Source organism: Pseudomonas sp. WSY_20, from assembly GCF_043104335.1.
GTDB classification, from domain to species: Bacteria; Pseudomonadota; Gammaproteobacteria; order Pseudomonadales; family Pseudomonadaceae; genus Aquipseudomonas; species Aquipseudomonas parafulva_B.
This window is the reverse complement of record NZ_JBICKP010000022.1, coordinates 250696-269110: the sequence shown is the minus strand read 5'-3', so window position 1 is coordinate 269110 and position 18415 is coordinate 250696. Positions and strand designations below refer to the sequence as shown.

Sequence of the window (18415 nt, the reverse complement as noted above, 5' to 3'; positions counted from 1 at the left end):
ATGGTTACTCGGCCTTCAGGCTCTTCACGCCCTCGGCAGTGCCCAGCAGCAGCAGGTCGGCAGGCCGTGCGGCGAACAGGCCATTGGTAACCACGCCCACGATGGCATTGATCTGGGCTTCCAGCGCTACCGGGTCGGTGATCTGCAGGTTGTACACGTCGAGGATAACGTTGCCGTTGTCCGTGATCACGCCTTCACGGTAAACCGGGTCGCCGCCAAGCTTCACCAGCTGACGAGCAACATGGCTGCGGGCCATCGGGATGACCTCCACCGGCAGCGGGAAGTTGCCCAGAACCGGTACCAGCTTGCTGCCATCGGCGATGCAGATGAACGTCTTGGCCACGGCAGCAACGATCTTTTCCCGGGTCAGGGCCGCGCCACCGCCTTTGATCAGGTTCAGGTGTTCGTCGCTTTCATCGGCGCCGTCCACATAGAACTCCAGCTCGCTGACGCTGTTGAGCTCGTAGACCGGGATGCCATGGCCCTTGAGGCGCTGGGCCGTGGCTTCGGAGCTGGCGACCGCGCCGTCGAAGGCCGTCTTGTGCTGCGCCAGGGCGTCGATGAAGAAATTGGCGGTCGAACCGGTGCCCACGCCAACGACGCTTTTGTCATCGAGCTTGGGCAGAATGAAGTCGACGGCAGCCTGGGCAACGGCCTGTTTGAGTTGGTCCTGGGTCATGCGGGCTCCGAGATGGGGCAGGGCGGATGTAAAGGCGGCCAGTATAACGGCAAGCGCGGCTTGGCTGTGGTCGTCCGACGTAACGCTGGGGTAGACTCCGAGCCCTTGTCCTGCGGCCAGTGATGCTTTCCCGATGCTCGAACAGTACGTCAAGAAGATCCTCACCTCGCGCGTCTATGACGTTGCCGTCGAAACCCCCTTGCACAGCGCCGGGCAGTTGAGCAAACGCCTGGGCAACCAGATCCTGCTAAAGCGCGAAGACCTGCAGCCGGTGTTCTCGTTCAAGATCCGCGGGGCCTACAACAAGCTGGCGCAGTTGACCGCAGAAGAGCTGGCCCGCGGCGTGGTCACCGCCTCGGCTGGCAACCATGCCCAGGGGCTGGCTCTCGCCGCACGGGAAATGGGCATCAAGGCCACCATCGTGATGCCCAAGACCACGCCTGAAATCAAGATCGAAGGCGTGCGCTCGCGCGGCGGCAAAGTGGTCCTTCACGGTGATTCGTTCCCCGAGGCATTGGCCTATTCGCTGAAACTGGTCGATGAAAAAGGCTTCGTCTACATCCACCCCTACGATGATCCTCATACCATTGCTGGCCAGGGCACCGTGGCCATGGAAATCCTGCGCCAGCACCCCGGTCGGCTGGACGCGATTTTCGTGCCGGTCGGCGGCGGCGGCCTGATCGCCGGCATCGCCGCCTACGTGAAGTACCTGCGCCCGGAAATCAAGGTCATTGGCGTTGAGCCGGACGACTCCAACTGCCTGCAGGCCGCCATGGCCGCTGGCGAGCGGGTGGTGCTGCCACAGGTAGGGTTGTTTGCCGATGGCGTGGCGGTGGCTCAGATTGGCCAGCACACCTTCGACATCTGCCGCCATCACGTGGACGAAGTCATCACCGTCAGCACCGACGAAATCTGCGCGGCGATCAAGGACATCTACGACGATACCCGTTCGATCACCGAGCCTGCGGGGGCACTGGGCGTGGCGGGCATCAAGCGATACGTGGAGATGTACGGGGTCAGCGGCCAGACACTGGTCGCCATCGATTCCGGGGCGAACGTCAATTTCGACCGCCTCCGCCATGTCGCGGAGCGGGCAGAACTGGGTGAAAAGCGCGAAGCCATCATCGCGGTCACCATCCCGGAGCGTCCCGGTAGCTTCAAGGCCTTCTGCGAGGCGGTGGGCAAGCGCCAGATCACCGAATTCAACTACCGCAAGCACACCTCCGATGAGGCGCACATCTTCGTGGGCGTGCAGACCCATCCGGAAAACGACCCCCGCGCGGCACTGGTGCAACAGTTGATCGACCAGGGCTTCCCGGTCACGGACCTGACCGACAATGAGCTGGCCAAATTGCACATTCGCCACATGGTGGGTGGGCACTCGGCCGGGGCGAGCGATGAAATGGTGCTGCGCTTCGAATTCCCCGAGCGGCCAGGGGCCCTGTTCAACTTCCTCGACAAACTGGGCGGGCGCTGGAACATCTCGATGTTCCACTACCGTAACCATGGTGCGGCAGATGGCCGTGTGGTGGCGGGGTTGCAGGTGCCTGAGGACGAGCGCCACCTGGTGCCGGCCGCGCTGGCCCAGATTGGCTACCCCTACTGGGATGAAACCCAAAACCCGGCCTACACGCTGTTCCTTGGCTGAACGGCTAAGCTCTTGCCCAGGGGGCGCGCCGCTTTGCAATGAACAGGCGGCGCAGCCTGGCGGGCTTTTCCGCTCGCAGCCCTTGTAACGCCACCGGCCCAGGACGAGTGACATGGAACACCTCAACACCCTCAAAGCCTTGCACGTGATCGGCACCGCACTGTTGTTGCTCGGTGCGCTGGGCGTGGCGATCTGGACGATGCGTGCCCGCCGGCAGGGCGACAGGGCGGTGTATGGCAGGCTGATGCAACGGCCCTTGGTCTTCGTCTGGCTGGTGATGGGTATCAGCCTGTTCAGCCTGCCGTTTACCGGCTGGTGGCTGGTGCACCTAGTAGGTTGGCCGCTGGGTCAGACCTGGCTACTGGCGTCGACTGCGCTGTATACCATGAGCGCGTTGGCCTGGGTATGGCTAGTCGTGCGCCTGAACCGGCTGCGCAGGACACCTGCACAGAGTATGCGGCTAACGCTGGCATTGGCCGTATTCAGTGCCGTGTGCCTGCTGTCCATCGCCGGGCTGATGGGCGCCAAGCCCGTCTGATCTTCGCCAAGGCATCCACTGATTGTCTGCCGGCAAAGCCTGGTTCACACACTTGCATAGCGCTGACGGTATATAAGCACCGCAGGCGCGTTGCTGCGCTCGCAGGCTTTGTGGAACAATGCGGTGACATGCGTTTGCGAGGTTGCTGCCGTGATCGACCCGGATGGTTTTCGCCCCAATGTCGGGATCATTCTCACGAATGATGCCGGGCAGGTGCTATGGGCTCGACGGATCAACCAGGATGCCTGGCAATTTCCACAGGGCGGTATCAACCCTGATGAGACGCCAGAAGATGCCCTGTACCGCGAGCTGAACGAAGAAGTTGGCCTTGAACGCGACGATGTGGAAATTCTTGCCTGCACCCGTGGTTGGTTGCGTTATCGTTTACCTCAGCGACTGGTGCGCACCCACAGCCAACCGTTGTGCATCGGCCAGAAACAGAAGTGGTTCCTGTTGCGTCTGATCAGCAATGAACAACGGGTGCGCATGGACCTGACCGGCAAGCCGGAGTTCGATGGCTGGCGCTGGGTGAGCTACTGGTACCCGCTGGGCCAGGTTGTGACATTCAAGCGCGAGGTCTATCGGCGCGCCCTGAAAGAGCTAGCACCGCGTCTTCTGACGCGCGACTGACGACGGAGTTCGACCCCGAGCCATGCTCAATACGCTGCGCAAGATCGTCCAGGAAGTAAACTCCGCCAAAGATCTCAAGTCGGCGTTGGGGATCATTGTCTTGCGTGTCAAAGAGGCCATGGCCAGCCAGGTCTGCTCGGTCTACCTACTGGACCCGGAAACCAACCGGTTCGTGTTGATGGCCACCGAAGGGTTGAACAAGCGCTCGATCGGCAAGGTCAGCATGGCCCCCAACGAAGGCCTGGTCGGGCTGGTAGGCACCCGCGAAGAACCCCTTAACCTCGAAGATGCCGCCGCGCACCCGCGCTACAGGTACTTCGCCGAGACCGGCGAGGAGCGCTTCGCCTCCTTCCTGGGCGCCCCGATCATTCACCACCGCCGCGTGGTGGGTGTGCTGGTCATTCAGCAGCGCGAGCGTCGCCAGTTCGATGAGGGCGAAGAAGCGTTTCTGGTGACCATGAGTGCGCAACTGGCTGGGGTGATCGCCCACGCCGAGGCCACTGGCTCGATTCGCGGTTTGGGTCGCCAGGGCAAAGGCATCCAGGAAGCGCGATTCGTCGGTGTGCCTGGCTCCCCTGGCGCTGCCGTAGGGCGGGCCGTGGTGATGCTGCCACCGGCCGACCTGGAAGTGGTCCCGGACAAGACGGTCGAGGACATCGACGCCGAACTGCACCTGTTCCATGCGGCCCTCGAAGGGGTGCGCGCCGACATGCGCAAGTTGTCGGCCAAGCTGGCCACCCAACTGCGTCCCGAAGAGCGGGCGTTATTCGATGTCTACCTGATGATGCTCGAGGACGCTGCCCTGGGCGGCGAGGTGCGCGAGGTCATCAAGACGGGTCAATGGGCGCAGGGCGCACTGCGCCAGGTGGTGGGCGAGCACGTCAACCGCTTCGAACTGATGGATGACGATTACCTGCGCGAGCGGGCCTCCGACGTCAAGGACCTGGGCCGACGCTTGCTCGCCTACCTGCAACAGGCACGCTCGCAGTCTTTGGTCTATGCCGACAACACTATTCTGGTCAGCGAAGAGCTGACCCCGGCCATGTTGGGCGAAGTGCCCGAAGGCAAGCTGGTGGGCCTGGTCTCGGTATTAGGCTCGGGCAACTCGCACGTGGCCATTCTGGCCCGCGCCATGGGCATTCCGACCGTCATGGGCCTAGTCGACCTGCCCTATTCGAAGGTCGATGGCATCGAGCTGATCGTCGATGGCTACAAAGGGGAGGTCTTTACCAACCCCAGCGAGGTGCTGCGCAAGCAGTACAGCGACGTGGTCGAGGAAGAGCGCCAGCTGGCCCAGGGCCTGGACGCCTTGCGCGAGCTGCCCTGCGTTACCCCTGACGGGCACCGCATGCCGCTGTGGGTCAATACCGGCCTGTTGGCCGACGTGGCCCGCGCCCAGCAGCGTGGCGCCGAAGGGGTAGGCCTGTACCGCACTGAAGTGCCGTTCATGATCAACCAGCGCTTCCCCAGCGAAAAAGAGCAGTTGGCGATTTACCGCGAACAACTGGCGGCTTTCCATCCACTGCCCGTGACCATGCGCACGCTGGACATCGGGGGCGACAAGGCGCTGTCCTACTTTCCGATCAAGGAAGAAAACCCCTTCCTGGGTTGGCGTGGCATTCGCGTCACACTCGACCACCCCGAGATCTTCCTGGTGCAGACGCGCGCCATGCTCAAGGCCAGCGAGGGCTTGAACAACCTGCGGATTTTGCTGCCGATGATTTCCGGCATTCACGAACTCGAGGAAGCGCTGCACCTGATTCACCGCGCCTGGGGCGAGGTGCGTGACGAGGGCACCGATGTGCCAATGCCGCCGGTGGGCGTCATGGTGGAAATCCCGGCCGCGGTGTACCAGACCCGAGAACTGGCGCGGCAAGTGGACTTCCTGTCGGTGGGTTCCAACGACCTTACCCAGTACCTGCTGGCTGTGGACCGTAACAACCCACGGGTGGCCGACCTCTACGACTACCTGCATCCAGCCGTACTGCAGGCGGTCAACACTGTGGTCCGTGATGCCCATGCCGAAGGCAAGCCGGTAAGTATCTGCGGCGAAATGGCGGGCGACCCGGCCGCTGCCATCCTGCTCATGGCCATGGGCTTCGACAGCCTGTCGATGAACGCCACTAACCTGCCGAAGGTGAAGTGGATGCTGCGCCAGGTGAACATGAGCAAGGCCAAGGAGCTGCTGCAAGAGGCGCTGAGCCATGACAACCCGCAGGTCATCCATAGCTCGCTGCAGCTGGCGCTGAAGAACCTCGGGCTTGCACGGATGATCGGGCCTGGAGCCAACAAGCCGCTCTGAGCGCCGCGTGTGCTGGCGCCTTGGCAGTTGACCTGCGCACAAGGCCGGCCTGGGTGATCAAACCGAGCGTTTCACCTCCCCGATAAGGGACCCGAACGGGCCGAAGCTGCGTTCGATGAACTGCCTTTGTCCTCGATCATCGACGATCAGCACGGTACTGGCGCGTGTGCCGTAGTTCTGACTGGCGATGAACGCGCTCGACAACAGTTTTTCGGTTGCCAGGCCAACACCTGTTTCCGGCAACTGGGCGTCGGCTACAGGCTCGTCATCGGCCAACAGTGCCAGCAGTTGCTCTGGATCGGGCTTTTCCAATAACCCCTCCAGGCGGCTGCGCGCCTTGACCAGTTTTGGCCATGGGGTATCAAGCTGCGCATTGGAAAGCCCGTACACCCCTGCCTCAAGCAGGCGTGGCGCTGCTTCCCTGGCGTTGACGTAACCCAGGGCATGGTCATTGCCGATGAGCAGGTTGAACCCTGAATACTGGTCGGCTTGGCTGGCCACCTGAGCCAGATACGCCTCCACGGTTTGCTCTCCCTTCAGAAAAGCGGCCACCAATTCGCCACGCGAACGCGATCCCAGTGCCTGCCTGGGGTCGCGGATATTGGTCAACGCGGCGAAACGTCCCTGCGGGCCGATCCCCAGCCAAGTCCCGCCAGCCTCCAGGTCTCTACCGGCGTACACCTGCGGCGCCTCTTCCCACGGTGCCAACGCCAGGGTAGGGCGGGCGTAGAACTCATCACGGTTGGCCGCCACGATCAGGGGCAGGGCATGCCCTGGCCGCCACGCGAATACGATCAGGCACATTCTTCGGGTCCTGTGTTTTCTTCCACTGTACCCAGGCAGCGGGACAGATCCAACCTGACACAGACTTCACTAGAGCCGCGAACCCAGCTTCCGTTACCATGCCGGATTGATTTCTCGGGGAAGCCGAATGGAATTCGTGCTCTATCTGGTATTAGGTGCATGTGCGGGGGTGCTGGCCGGCTTGTTCGGCGTGGGCGGGGGCATCATCATCGTGCCTGTGCTCGTGTTCAGCTTCACATTGCAGGGCTTTGACGCCTCGGTGTTGACGCACCTAGCGGTAGGCACATCCCTGGCCTCCATCGTCTTCACCTCCATCAACGCCGTGCTCGAGCATCACCGCAAAGGCGCGGTGCAATGGCCGATCTTTGCCTGGATGACCTTGGGGATCCTGCTGGGTGCTGGTGTCGGGGCCAAGACGGCGTCGCTGATCCAGGGGCCCATGCTGCAGAAGATCATTGGCGTCTTCGCCTTGGTGATTGCCGCGCAGATGGCACTGGACCTCAAGCCCAAGGCCAGCCGCGGTGTGCCCGGCAAGGCTGCACGGGTGGCAGCGGGTGGCGTAATCGGCTGGGCGTCGGCCATTTTCGGCATCGGTGGCGGCTCGCTGACTGTACCCTTCCTGACCTGGCGCAGCCTGCCCATGCAGCAGGCCGTGGCGACGTCGTCAGCGTGTGGCCTGCCCATTGCGATCGCCAGTGCAGCGGGTTTCATGGTGCTGGGCTGGCATGAACCCCAGCTGCCGCCGCACAGCGTCGGTTACATCTACCTGCCGGCGATGGTCGGCATCGCCGTGACCAGCATGTTTTTCGCACGTTACGGGGCGCGGCTGGCTCACAGACTGTCACCGCGCCTGTTGAAGCGCCTGTTTGCGGCCCTGTTGTTCTGTGTAGGCCTGAGCTTTCTGATTTGAATCGAGAGGATGTTAAATGCTGCCTTACCCGCAGATAGACCCCGTGGCACTGGCCATCGGACCGCTGAAAATCCATTGGTACGGCCTGATGTACCTGATCGGCATTGGCGGGGCCTGGTTACTGGCCACCCGCCGCCTCAACCGGTTCGACCCTACCTGGAGCCGCGAAAAGCTTTCCGACCTGGTCTTCTGGCTGTCGATGGGCGTGATCGTAGGGGGACGTTTGGGCTATGTGCTGTTCTACGACCTGCACGCGTACCTGGCCAACCCGACGTTGATCTTCGAGGTCTGGAAAGGCGGCATGTCGTTCCACGGCGGTTTCATTGGCGTGATGCTGGCTGCACTGTGGTTCGGCAAGCGCAACAACAAGTCGTTCTTCGAACTCATGGACTTCGTCGCCCCGCTGGTGCCGATCGGCCTGGGTGCCGGGCGTATCGGCAATTTCATCAATGCTGAACTGTGGGGCAAACCGACCGATGTGCCATGGGCGATGATCTTCCCGCCGTTCAGCGACCCGGCGCAGTTGCCGCGTCACCCTTCGCAGCTGTATCAGTTCGCCCTCGAAGGCGTGGCACTGTTCGTGATTCTCTGGCTGTACTCGCGCAAACCCCGGCCAACCATGGCAGTTTCCGGAATGTTCGCGTTGTTCTACGGTATTTTCCGTTTCATCGTCGAGTTCGTGCGGGTGCCGGATGCCCAGCTCGGTTACCTGGCGTGGGGATGGCTGACCATGGGTCAGATTCTGTGCATCCCCATGATCGTGGCTGGCCTTGGGCTCATCTGGTGGGCTTATAATCGCAAGCCTACGGCGACACCCGCCTGATCACTCTCCCGGCAGGGGCGATCCCCTGCCGTCTAGCTACAGGTAAGCCATGAAACAGTATCTGGACCTGGTCCGCGACGTTATCGAAAACGGCACGTTGCAGGAAAACCGTACCGGCATCCGCACCATCAGCCTGCCAGGGGCGATGCTGCGCTTCGACCTGCAGAAGGGCTTCCCCGCTATCACCACGCGCAAGCTCGCGTTCAAGTCGGCCATCGGCGAAATGGTGGGCTTCCTGCGCGGGGTTCGCAATGCCGGCCAATTCCGTGAGTTGGGTTGCAAGGTCTGGGACCAGAACGCCAACGAAAATGCCCAGTGGTTGGCCAACCCGTTCCGCCAGGGCCATGACGACCTGGGCGAGATCTACGGGGTACAGTGGCGGCAATGGCCGGGCTACAAGCGCATCGCCCTGAGCAATCAGGCCGCGATCGAGATGGCGGAAAAGGCCGGCTTCCGGCAGATTGCCCAGGATGAAGAGGGTGGCGTGGCGTTTGTCATCCTCTACAAGGCCATCGATCAGGTCCGCCAGTGCCTGGACACCATCGCCAACGATCCTGGCAGCCGACGCATCCTGTTCCACGGCTGGAACTGCGCCCAGCTGGATGAAATGGCCCTGCCGCCTTGTCACTTGCTCTACCAGTTCCACCCCAACGTGGAAACGCGCGAGCTTTCACTGACGCTTTACATCCGCTCCAACGACCTTGGCCTGGGTACACCATTCAACCTCACCGAAGGAGCGGCATTGCTGGCGCTGTTCGGCCGGCTGACCGGCTACACGCCGCGCTGGTTCACCTATTTCATCGGCGACGCCCATGTGTACGAGAACCACCTGGACATGCTCAACGAGCAGCTCAAGCGCGAGCCGCTGGAAGCGCCCAAACTGGTGATAAGCGATCGGGTCCCGGCGTTCGCCGACACAGGCAAGTACGAGCCGCAGTGGCTTGAGCAGATCGAGCCGAGTGATTTCTGGCTCGAAGGGTATGAGCATCATGCCCCGATGACGGCGCCGATGGCGGTCTGAGGGATCCCTTTCATACCCCCAGTGTACGATCCCCACAGGAGCGGCCTAGCCGGGACGCTCCTACCCGAAATCCGCTAGCCCTTGGATGCGGCGCAAGACCATTGTTCCGGCAGGCTAGTCACGCCCACTAATGCCCATGGCTACGCCCAACATGTGAATGCTCGATGTCTGGCACCGTCACAGCGCCGTTGGTTTCTAGCTGCTGCAAAATGGCGCATTGCGCGCCTTCCTCGTTACACCGTCTTCGCAAATCCATCAGTTGCGCCTGTAATGCCACCAACCCATCGAGCCGGGCCTGGACGTGCTCGATATGCTCGTCGATCAAGGCATTCACGCTGCCGCACGAGGCCTGAGGGCTGTCACGCAGCTGCAGCAGGCTGCGGATTTCATCGAGCGTCATGTCCAGCGTGCGGCAGTTGCGTATGAATGTCAGGCGCTCGACATGCTCTTGGGTATACATCCGGTAATTGCCCTCGCTGCGCGCAGGCTCAGGCAGGAGCTTTTCGCGTTCGTAGTAACGAATGGTCTCCACAGCGCAGTCCGTCGCCTTGGCAAGGTCGCCGATCTTCATGTTGAAAACTCCTGGCATTCGCTTGACCCTATAGTGGCTACAGGGTGTTCACTTGGCAACAGACTCAATTAAGGATGACCCATGAACAAGTCTGTCAGCCCTGAACACACGCATCATCATGAGCACAATCATGACCATGCCCATGACGACGTGCGCCATGGCGATCAGGGTCATACCTGTTGCAGCACGCAGGCCGCGCCTGCCCACGTGCAGTTGACGTCCATTCCCAGCGAGCAGGCCCAGCTCAGCCGTTTCCGTATCGATGCCATGGATTGTCCGACCGAGCAGACGCTGATCCAGGACAAACTGGGCAAGATGGCTGGCATCGAGGCGCTGGAATTCAACCTCATCAGTCGCATCCTGGGGGTCAGGCACACGCTCGATGGCACGTCCGACATCGAACGGGCCATCGACAGCCTGGGGATGAAAGCCGAGCCGCTCGTGGGTGATGCGGACAGCGCTACCGTGCCAGCGCCGCCGCGCCAGCAGGGTTGGTGGCCGCTGGCGCTGTCCGGCCTGGCAGCCCTGGGCGCCGAAATCGTGCACTTCGCCCAGCTCGCGCCGCAATGGCTGGTGGCTGCGCTGGCACTGGCGGCGATCCTGGGTTGTGGTCTGGGTACCTACAAGAAGGGCTGGATTGCGCTAAAAAACCGAAACCTCAACATCAACGCCCTCATGAGCATCGCGGTCACCGGTGCGTTGCTGATCGGCCAATGGCCGGAAGCAGCCATGGTGATGGTGCTCTTTACCGTGGCCGAACTGATCGAAGCCCGCTCGCTGGACCGTGCACGCAATGCCATTGGCGGGCTCATGCAGTTGGCGCCGGACATGGCGACCGTGCAACAGGCCGACGGCCAATGGCGCGAAATGGACGTACGTGAAGTCGTTGTCGGCGCGACGATGCGCGTACGGCCAGGCGAGCGTATCGGGCTCGATGGCCAGGTGATCAGCGGGCAGTCCAGCGTCGATCAGTCCCCGATCACCGGTGAAAGCCTGCCGGTGGAGAAGGGCCTGGGCGACAAGGTCTTCGCCGGCACCATCAACCAGGCAGGTGCCCTGGAAATCAAAGCCACCGCCGTGGCCGGTCAGTCCACACTGGCTCGCATCATCAAGGCTGTCGAGCAGGCGCAAGGGGCGCGGGCGCCAACCCAGCGCTTCGTCGACCGGTTTTCGCGGATCTATACGCCGGCGGTGCTGGCCCTTGCGCTGGCCGTGGCGATCGTCCCGCCGCTTCTGCTGGACGGCACCTGGTTCGACTGGGTGTATCGTGCGCTTGTGCTGCTGGTAGTGGCATGTCCCTGTGCACTGGTGATCTCGACCCCCGTCACCATCGTCAGTGGCCTGGCGGCTGCGGCGCGCAAAGGCATCCTGATCAAGGGCGGGGTGTACCTCGAAGGCGGGCGCCACCTGGACTTCCTGGCCCTGGACAAGACCGGCACGATCACCCACGGCAAGCCCGTCCAGACAGACTTCAAGGCCCTGCAACCGGCGTTCGAGCATCGTGCGCAGGCCCTGGCATCGAGCTTGGCTGCACGCTCCGATCACCCCGTGTCGCGAGCGATAGCCCAGTTCGGCCAGGACAACGACCTGCCCCACAGTGAGGTCCGGGATTTCACCGCGATCGCGGGCCGTGGCGTGCGTGGCACCATCGAGGGTGAGGTGTTGCACCTGGGCAACCATCGCCTGGTCGAGGAGCTGGGGCTGTGTTCACCCGAACTGGAAGCCCAGCTCGATGCCTTTGAACAGCAGGGCAAGACGGTGGTGTTGCTGCTCAACGCATCAGGCCCCCTGGCATTGTTTGCGGTGGCCGATACCGTCAAGCAAAGCAGCCGGCAAGCCATTGCCGAGCTTCATGCACTGGGCATCCAGACAGCCATGCTGACCGGTGACAACCCGCACACCGCCGCGGCCATCGCGCGTACGGTAGGCATTGATCGGGCCGAAGGTAACCTTCTGCCAGCCGACAAGCTCAGTAGCATCCAGGCGCTGTACGACCAAGGTCATCGCGTCGGCATGGTCGGGGACGGCATCAACGACGCGCCGGCGCTGGCCAGGGCCGAAATCGGCTTCGCCATGGCGGCGGCTGGCACCGACACTGCCATCGAAACGGCCGATGTGGCGCTGATGGACGATGACCTGCGCAAGATCCCTGCGTTCATCAGGCTGTCGCGGCACACCGCAGCGATCCTCAAGCAAAATATCGTGCTGGCCTTGGCGATCAAGGCGATTTTCCTGGGCATTACCTTCGCCGGGCTGGCCACCATGTGGATGGCCGTATTCGCCGATATGGGCGTGAGCCTGCTGGTGGTGTTCAACGGTCTGCGCTTGTTGCGCAAGTGACCACCGCCTGAAAGGCCAGGCCTAGAGTTGCTGCACCAGCGCTTCGAGCTGCTCCTGACGCTGGGCCTGGTTCGGTTTAGCACCTGGGTTGAGCGTGGACCATTGCGGGTGCGCGCGAGCCCGCACCAGCGGTTCGGGCAGCTTGCCCTGACGCCAGGTCTTTTCATCCAAGGGGCCCAGGCGAATACTGTCCTGAGCGGCGTGCCCACGGTGGTCCAGTGCCGCCATCAGCTGTTGCTGACGCAAGGCTAGCAAGCGCAGGACGGTATCGTCGACGGTCAGCTCGCGTTTGCCCTTGAGCTTGCCCATCAGGCGCGCGCCATAGCCGCGTGCCGTCTGCAGGGCGCCGCCGGCGATGGCCCCGGCCAAGGCGGCGACGCCCAGGGTAAGCCCACCTGCCAGCAGGTCCACGCCGGCCCCGGCCGCCGCGCCTGCCGCTACACCGCCGCCTACACGCACTCCAAGCTGCTTCAGGGTTTCAGGATTGAACAGATCGTCCCCCCAGCGCCCGTCCAGCAACGGCAGGTCGCTGGCATGCGCGTCGTCGCGCCGGAACGCATAGAGCTTGAGCAGAGCCTCCACGCAGCGCTGTTCACGCTGGCGCACGGCCTGGTGGAGCGCCTCGATGGCCTGTGCCTGGGCAGAAGGTTCACCTTCCACGCTGCGACGACAGGCGGCGCAGTCCAGCAGCAATTCGGCGATCAGGCGTTTGCCACCTTGCTGGCGGGCCACCCGTTGGGCCTGCTGATCGTCGATCAGGCGCTGCAAGCTAGGGCGTGCATCTTCCAGCAGCAGGGCGAGGCTCTCATACAGGCGGCGCTCGCCATCTTCTGGTGGGGCTACGGTGTCGAATCTCACTAATGCATGAAGCCCAAGCCGGGCGAGGGCTTGACGCCACTGCGGTTCGCGATGCTGGGGGCTGGAGACAAAGTTGAGCACCGGCAGAAGTGGCTTGCCACAGCTGGCCAGCACGTCGAGTTCGTCACGGTACTTGGCCAGCACCGGCTCGCGGGCGTCGATGACATAGAGCCCGGCATCGCTTGCCAGCAGCTGGCGCAGCACCTTGGCCTCCTGCTCGAAGCGCTGGCGCGCCTCGCTGCCCTGCAGAAAGCGCTCCAGCCGCGCCGGGCCATCCAGGCGCTCGCCAGGGCGTTCGAGACGTTCGAGGTAGTCGAGCAGGGCGATGGCGTCTTCCAGGCCCGGTGTGTCGTAGAGCTCCAGCAGAGGCTCCCCGTCCACGGACAAGCGAGCCCCTTCCACATGGCGTGTGGTGCTGGGGCGATGCGAGACCTCCCCGAAACCGACGTCACGCGTGAGGGTGCGTAGCAGCGAGGTCTTGCCCACGTTGGTGTGGCCTACCACGGCCAGCTTCAAGGGCTCAGTCATGACCGTGCTCCAACCAAGCCAACGGTAAAGTGTCAGCATGAGGGAGCCCCAGGCGATCCAGGGCTTCACGCCAGTCATTCAGGCGCCGTTCGTCGCGAAGCTGATCAGCGACAGCAGGCAACAGCCAGATACGCGTACTGCCTGCATTGCGCGCCAGCTCGGCAAGCAAGGCCAGGCTACCGCGGTCCGGCGAGCGCTCAGGGTCGAGGGCAATGGCCAGGCGCGCGGGTGGAAAACGCCCCAGTTGCTCAAGCAGACGATGCCGCGACTCCCGGCTGTCCAGCACACCGGCATCAGCGACATTGGCGGGCAATGACGGCGGCCAAGGGCGCTGATCATCCAGCTCGACGCCGACCAGCAGTGCGCCGGCATTTTCAATGAGTGACGGCTGAGCCTTGAATTGCGGCAGTGTGTCGGGCGCATCGTCCTGCACGCCCAGGCGCTCGCTGTTGGGCATCAGCCTGTCGCGCAGCGGCATGTAGCCTGGCAGGTCCGTGTCCAGCGCCAGGCGTTGGCGCCCTTGCTGCCAGCGCCACAGGCACACGCCAGCCAGGAGCAGACGCGGCAGCACGCCATAGACCACTACCACGCCCAGCAGCCAGCTGGCCCATGCCTGGCGCGTCATGGCCAGGGCCGGTGCGGTGTCACCGCTGGCCCGAATCATGGCCGGGTCAGGTACCGCAAAGCCCAGCAGCGCGGGCAGGGCGCCCAGGGCCTGGGTCATGGCGATGAAAGGCTCGGCCGCCAGCAACGTGGTTTCCCAGACGAATCCATAGCGCCGGGTGGCCAGCAATGTCAGCAGCACACCCACCGCGCTCAGCATGGCCGCCACCCACAGGCTGTGGACCAGCAAACCCAGCAACCAACGGCCCAGGCGTTGGCGTTGCAGCAGCACCAGCAGGGCCGGCGCCAGGTGGGCGGCACGGGCGTCGCGGGCAAAGCGTTCGCTCAACCACAGCCAAAGCCGCCCCAGCAGCGCGCCGTGCTCACCGCTCAGGAACAAGCCGATCAACCAGCCCAGCAACATGACCAGGTTCAGCCCCAGCAGGCTGCCCAGCGCCCAGAACACATTCACCGGCCGCTGCCCGTCACCCAGTGCGGCCAACGCCAGGCCGCCGCCACTGAGCACGGCCATCAACACCATCGCCACCAGCGCCAGGCGTGCCCCTTGCTTCCAACGCCGCAACGCGGCGGTCAAGCCGTCGCGTTCGGCCAGCAGCAGCGCGCGGGTCTCGATGCGCAGGGCCAGGCTGCCGCCTTGCTGGCGGGCACGGCGGTTCGCTTCCTGGTCCTCGAGAGGGCCGGCATGTTCTTCGCGCAGGCGTATCGCCTCGGTGAGCCAGCGCTTGTCCAGCAAAGAAGGTGCAGTCACAGGGTGTTCCATTGCACAGGTCGTGGCAGCAGCATAACTCACCCGCGCGGTGCTATTCTCGCCGGCATGAAGACATTACTGCCCTTAAGCCTGATCGTGGCCTGCGCCGACAACCGCGTGATAGGCATCGACAATTCCATGCCCTGGCATTTGCCGGGGGACTTCAAGTATTTCAAGGCCACCACCTTGGGCAAGCCCATCATCATGGGCCGCAAGACCTGGGACTCGCTGGGACGGCCGCTGCCTGGGCGGTTGAATATCGTGGTCAGCAGGCAGCCCGGGCTAGAACTGGCCGGTGCCGAAGTTTTCGCTTCGCTGGAAGACGCGCTGGTGCGGGCTGATCAGTGGGCGCGCGAGCAAGGTGTCGACGAGCTGATGCTGATCGGTGGTGCGCAGCTCTACGGGCAGGCGCTGGAGCAAGGACTCGTCAGCCGGATGTACGTGACGCGGGTCGAGCTGTCGCCCAAGGGCGATGCCTGGTTCCCGGATTTCGATCGCAAGCAGTGGACGCTGCTGTCCAGTCAGGCGCAGGCTGAGGAAGGTAAGCCGTTGTATCACTTCGAGGTGTGGGACAAGGCCTGACGCCTGTTGCGCGAGGAAAGGGCCGCGCCGTGCGGCCCCCCGTGAACTCAGGTATGGCTTAATGCTGCGTGTTCATCATCGGCCAGTACCTGCTTGTCGGTTTCCTTGAGCAGCTGGCTGGTTACCACGCCAGCCGTCATCGAACCGTTCACGTTCAACGCCGTACGGCCCATGTCGATCAGCGGCTCCACCGAAATCAGCAGGGCCACCAGCTCCACCGGCAAGCCCATGGCCGGCAGCACGATCAGCGCGGCGAAGGTAGCGCCGCCGCCAACTCCGGCCACACCGGCCGAACTGAGCGTGACGATGGCCACCAACGTGGCGATCCATAGCGGATCGAAGGTGTCGATGCCAACCGCTGGCGCGACCATCACCGCCAACATGGCAGGGTAAAGCCCGGCACAGCCATTCTGACCGATGGTGGTCCCGAATGAGGCGCTGAAGCTGGCGATAGACTGCGGCACGCCCAGGCGACGCGTCTGGGCCTCGATGTTCAGCGGGATGCTGGCAGCGCTTGAACGGCTGGTGAAGGCGAAGGTCAGCACGGGCCATACCTTGCGGAAGAAGCGCAGCGGGCTGACCCCGATCGCCGCCAGGATGATGGCGTGGACCACGAACATCAGCGCCAGGCCCAGGTAGGACACCACTACGAAGCTGCCTAACTTGAGGATGTCTTCCATGTTCGAGCTGGCCACCACCTTGGTCATCAATGCCAGCACGCCGTAAGGCGTGAGCTTCATGACCACGCGCACCAGGCGCATCACCCAGGCTTGCAGGGTATCGATGGCCGAGAGTGCACGCTGACCCTTTTCGGCGTCGTCCCTGATCAACTGCAAGGCGGCCAGGCCGACGAAGACGGCAAAGATGACCACGCTGATGATCGATGTCGGCTTGGCCCGCGCCAGGTCGCCAACCGGATTGCTGGGGATGAACGAAAGCAGCAGTTGCGGGATGTTGAGGTCGGCGACCTTGCCTGCATAGTCGCTGTGGATCACCTGCATGCGTGCGCTCTCCTGGGCGCCTGCCACCAGGCCTTCGGCACTGAGGCCAAAGAGGTTGGTCAACAGGATGCCGATCAGGGCAGCGATGGCCGTGGTCAGCAGCAGCGTGCCGATGCTCAAGACGCTGATGCGCCCCAGGGAAGAGGCATTGTGCAGACGCGCCACGGCGCTGAGGATGGAGGCGAAGATCAGCGGCATGACGATCATCTGCAACAGGCCTACGTAGCCGTTACCGACCAGGTCCAGCCAGGTGATGGTGGTCTTGAGCACGGGGTGCCCTGCGCCATAGATCGTATGCAGGGCCAGGCCGAAGCCCACGCCAAGTGCCAGGCCCAGCAGCACTTTCTTGGCCAGGCTCCAGTCGGTACGGCGGGTCTGCGCCAGTCCTAGCAACAAGGCCAGGAACGCCAGCAGGTTTAGCAGCAGTGGCAGGTTCATTGAAGCTCCGAAAACGAGAAGATGAGGCGCCGCCTCTATGTGCGATTGCGAACGGAAATGCTAACAGCCTGAAAACAAACGAATTTATATCCAAATCGAATTTATATAGTCGCAAATGGAATAAAGAGGCGTCGTGGATTGTAATGAGCGAGGCGTTTACTGGGGTGTAAAGGTCGCAATCGAGCGGTGCTGACAGGGCTCACTCGAATAGCGTCTGTCAGTCGTTTCAGGAGATTCGTACATGAACGTTGCGCTCAAAACCGCCGCCATCGGCCTGTCCCTGCTGTTCAGCTGGCAAACCTCCGCTACCGAGCTTGACCACTGGCCAGCCGAAGCCGCCACACAGCTCGACCGCATGATCATCGCCAATGCCCATAAGGGTAACTATGCGGTGTTCGACATGGACAACACCAGCTACCGCTACGACCTTGAAGAAGCGTTGTTGCCATTCATGGAGAACAAAGGGCTGCTGAGCCGTGACAAGCTGGACCCTTCGCTGAAACTCATCCCCTTCAAGGACAGCGCCGAGCACAAGGAAAGCCTGTTCAGCTACTACTACCGGCTGTGTGAGATCGACGACATGGTCTGCTACCCCTGGGTGGCGCAAGTGTTTTCCGGCTTCACCCTCAAGGAACTGAAAGAACAGGTAGACGCGCTCATGGCATCCGGCAAGCCTGTGCCCAGCACCTACTACGACGGGGATCAGGTCAAGGCCATCGAAGTGCAGCCGCCCAAGGTCTTCAAGGGCCAGGCCGAGCTGTACAACAAGTTGATGGAGAACGGCATTGAAGTCTACGTGGTGTCAGCCGCTTCCGAAGAGCTGGTGCGCATGGTCGCCTCCGACCCCAAGTACGGCTACAACGTGAAGCCGCAGAACGTCATCGGGGTCAGCCTGCTGCTCAAGGATCGTGCCACGGGGCAATTGACCACGGCACGCAAGCAGATCAGCGCTGGGCACTACGATGCCAAGGCTAATGAAGGGCTCGAACTGACCCCTTACCTGTGGACGCCCGCCACGTGGATGGCGGGCAAGCAAGCGGCGATCCTGACCTACATCGATGAATGGAAGAAGCCCGTGCTGGTGGGCGGCGATACCCCGACCAGCGATGGCTACATGCAGTTTCATGGCGTGGATGTCGGCAAGGGCGGGATCCACCTGTGGATAAACCGCAAGCCCAAGTACATGGAGCAGCTCGAAGGAATGATCGCCAGGCAGGCAGCGGCCCAGGCCAAGGAAGGGTTGCCGGTGACGGCAGACAAGAACTGGGTGATCGTGACGCCTGAACAGATTCAGTGAGCAGGTTGCATCCGTGATGGATGCGCGAGGCCGCTGTCTTGGCAATAAAAAACCGGCGCTCGAAGCGCCGGTT

The 18415-nt window shown here is 62.8% G+C and carries 16 protein-coding genes; 10 read left to right on the top strand and 6 right to left on the bottom strand.

Features of this window, described 5'->3' with window-relative positions; all coding sequences use genetic code 11:
• Positions 1–4: 4 nt before the first annotated feature.
• Positions 5–679, bottom strand: a complete 675-nt coding sequence (rpiA, locus tag ACF8E5_RS07895) for a ribose-5-phosphate isomerase RpiA (protein ID WP_058638158.1) — start codon at positions 677–679, stop codon at positions 5–7.
• A 133-nt stretch (positions 680–812) separates the two neighbouring features.
• Between rpiA and ilvA the strand changes: the two genes are divergently transcribed.
• The 4 genes from ilvA to ptsP all read left to right on the top strand — a co-directional run bounded on the left by ilvA (position 813) and on the right by ptsP (position 5797).
• Positions 813–2327, top strand: coding sequence for a threonine ammonia-lyase, biosynthetic (gene ilvA, locus ACF8E5_RS07890; protein WP_058638157.1), 1515 nt, complete (start codon positions 813–815; stop codon positions 2325–2327).
• 112 nt (positions 2328–2439) lie between these two features.
• Complete coding sequence (locus tag ACF8E5_RS07885) at positions 2440–2865, top strand: DUF2269 family protein (protein ID WP_058638156.1); 426 nt, start codon at positions 2440–2442, stop codon at positions 2863–2865.
• A 150-nt stretch (positions 2866–3015) separates the two neighbouring features.
• Positions 3016–3495, top strand: a complete 480-nt coding sequence (locus ACF8E5_RS07880) for an RNA pyrophosphohydrolase (RefSeq protein ID WP_023532670.1) — start codon at positions 3016–3018, stop codon at positions 3493–3495.
• Positions 3496–3517: 22 nt separating this feature from the next.
• Complete coding sequence (gene ptsP / locus ACF8E5_RS07875; RefSeq protein ID WP_023532652.1) at positions 3518–5797, top strand: phosphoenolpyruvate--protein phosphotransferase; 2280 nt, start codon at positions 3518–3520, stop codon at positions 5795–5797.
• A 57-nt stretch (positions 5798–5854) separates the two neighbouring features.
• Here the strand turns inward: ptsP and ACF8E5_RS07870 are convergent, their stop codons facing one another.
• Positions 5855–6601, bottom strand: a complete 747-nt coding sequence (locus tag ACF8E5_RS07870) for an NRDE family protein (protein ID WP_392475096.1) — start codon at positions 6599–6601, stop codon at positions 5855–5857.
• A 127-nt stretch (positions 6602–6728) separates the two neighbouring features.
• On the opposite strand from ACF8E5_RS07870, the gene ACF8E5_RS07865 reads away from it, so the two are divergent.
• From ACF8E5_RS07865 to ACF8E5_RS07855, 3 genes are read left to right on the top strand one after another with little or no spacing between them, the layout of a single operon-like run.
• On the top strand, positions 6729–7511 hold the full coding sequence (locus ACF8E5_RS07865; RefSeq protein ID WP_058638154.1) for a sulfite exporter TauE/SafE family protein: 783 nt from the start codon (positions 6729–6731) through the stop codon (positions 7509–7511).
• A 16-nt stretch (positions 7512–7527) separates the two neighbouring features.
• Entirely contained in the window at positions 7528–8334 is an 807-nt protein-coding gene (gene lgt / locus ACF8E5_RS07860) for a prolipoprotein diacylglyceryl transferase (RefSeq protein WP_058602872.1), read from the top strand.
• Between the two features lie 49 nt (positions 8335–8383).
• Complete coding sequence (locus ACF8E5_RS07855) at positions 8384–9355, top strand: thymidylate synthase (RefSeq protein ID WP_058638153.1); 972 nt, start codon at positions 8384–8386, stop codon at positions 9353–9355.
• A 127-nt stretch (positions 9356–9482) separates the two neighbouring features.
• On the opposite strand, the gene cadR is transcribed toward ACF8E5_RS07855, so the two are convergent.
• Positions 9483–9926: a Cd(II)/Pb(II)-responsive transcriptional regulator gene (gene cadR, locus ACF8E5_RS07850; protein WP_058638152.1), complete on the bottom strand. Its 444-nt coding sequence runs from the start codon at positions 9924–9926 to the stop codon at positions 9483–9485.
• 81 nt (positions 9927–10007) lie between these two features.
• Here cadR and ACF8E5_RS07845 point away from each other — a divergent pair, with 81 nt between their 5' ends.
• A complete protein-coding gene (locus tag ACF8E5_RS07845) occupies positions 10008–12266 on the top strand; it encodes a heavy metal translocating P-type ATPase (protein ID WP_392475095.1) in 2259 nt (752 codons plus the stop codon).
• Between the two features lie 21 nt (positions 12267–12287).
• On the opposite strand, the gene ACF8E5_RS07840 is transcribed toward ACF8E5_RS07845, so the two are convergent.
• Positions 12288–13652 carry a GTPase/DUF3482 domain-containing protein gene (locus ACF8E5_RS07840; RefSeq protein ID WP_392475094.1) on the bottom strand — a complete coding sequence of 455 codons (1365 nt, stop codon included), beginning with the start codon at positions 13650–13652 and terminating at the stop codon, positions 12288–12290.
• On the bottom strand, positions 13645–15036 hold the full coding sequence (locus ACF8E5_RS07835; protein ID WP_196121343.1) for a DUF2868 domain-containing protein: 1392 nt from the start codon (positions 15034–15036) through the stop codon (positions 13645–13647). The genes ACF8E5_RS07840 and ACF8E5_RS07835 overlap by 8 nt, the downstream gene beginning before the upstream one ends.
• Positions 15037–15090: 54 nt before the next feature.
• Between ACF8E5_RS07835 and ACF8E5_RS07830 the strand changes: the two genes are divergently transcribed.
• Positions 15091–15606, top strand: coding sequence for a dihydrofolate reductase (locus tag ACF8E5_RS07830; RefSeq protein WP_058638148.1), 516 nt, complete (start codon positions 15091–15093; stop codon positions 15604–15606).
• Positions 15607–15653: 47 nt separating this feature from the next.
• Here the strand turns inward: ACF8E5_RS07830 and ACF8E5_RS07825 are convergent, their stop codons facing one another.
• A complete protein-coding gene (locus ACF8E5_RS07825) occupies positions 15654–17045 on the bottom strand; it encodes an L-cystine transporter (RefSeq protein ID WP_058638147.1) in 1392 nt (463 codons plus the stop codon).
• A 241-nt stretch (positions 17046–17286) separates the two neighbouring features.
• Between ACF8E5_RS07825 and ACF8E5_RS07820 the strand changes: the two genes are divergently transcribed.
• Positions 17287–18342 carry a haloacid dehalogenase-like hydrolase gene (locus tag ACF8E5_RS07820; RefSeq protein ID WP_197844092.1) on the top strand — a complete coding sequence of 352 codons (1056 nt, stop codon included), beginning with the start codon at positions 17287–17289 and terminating at the stop codon, positions 18340–18342.
• Positions 18343–18415: the final 73 nt, after the last annotated feature.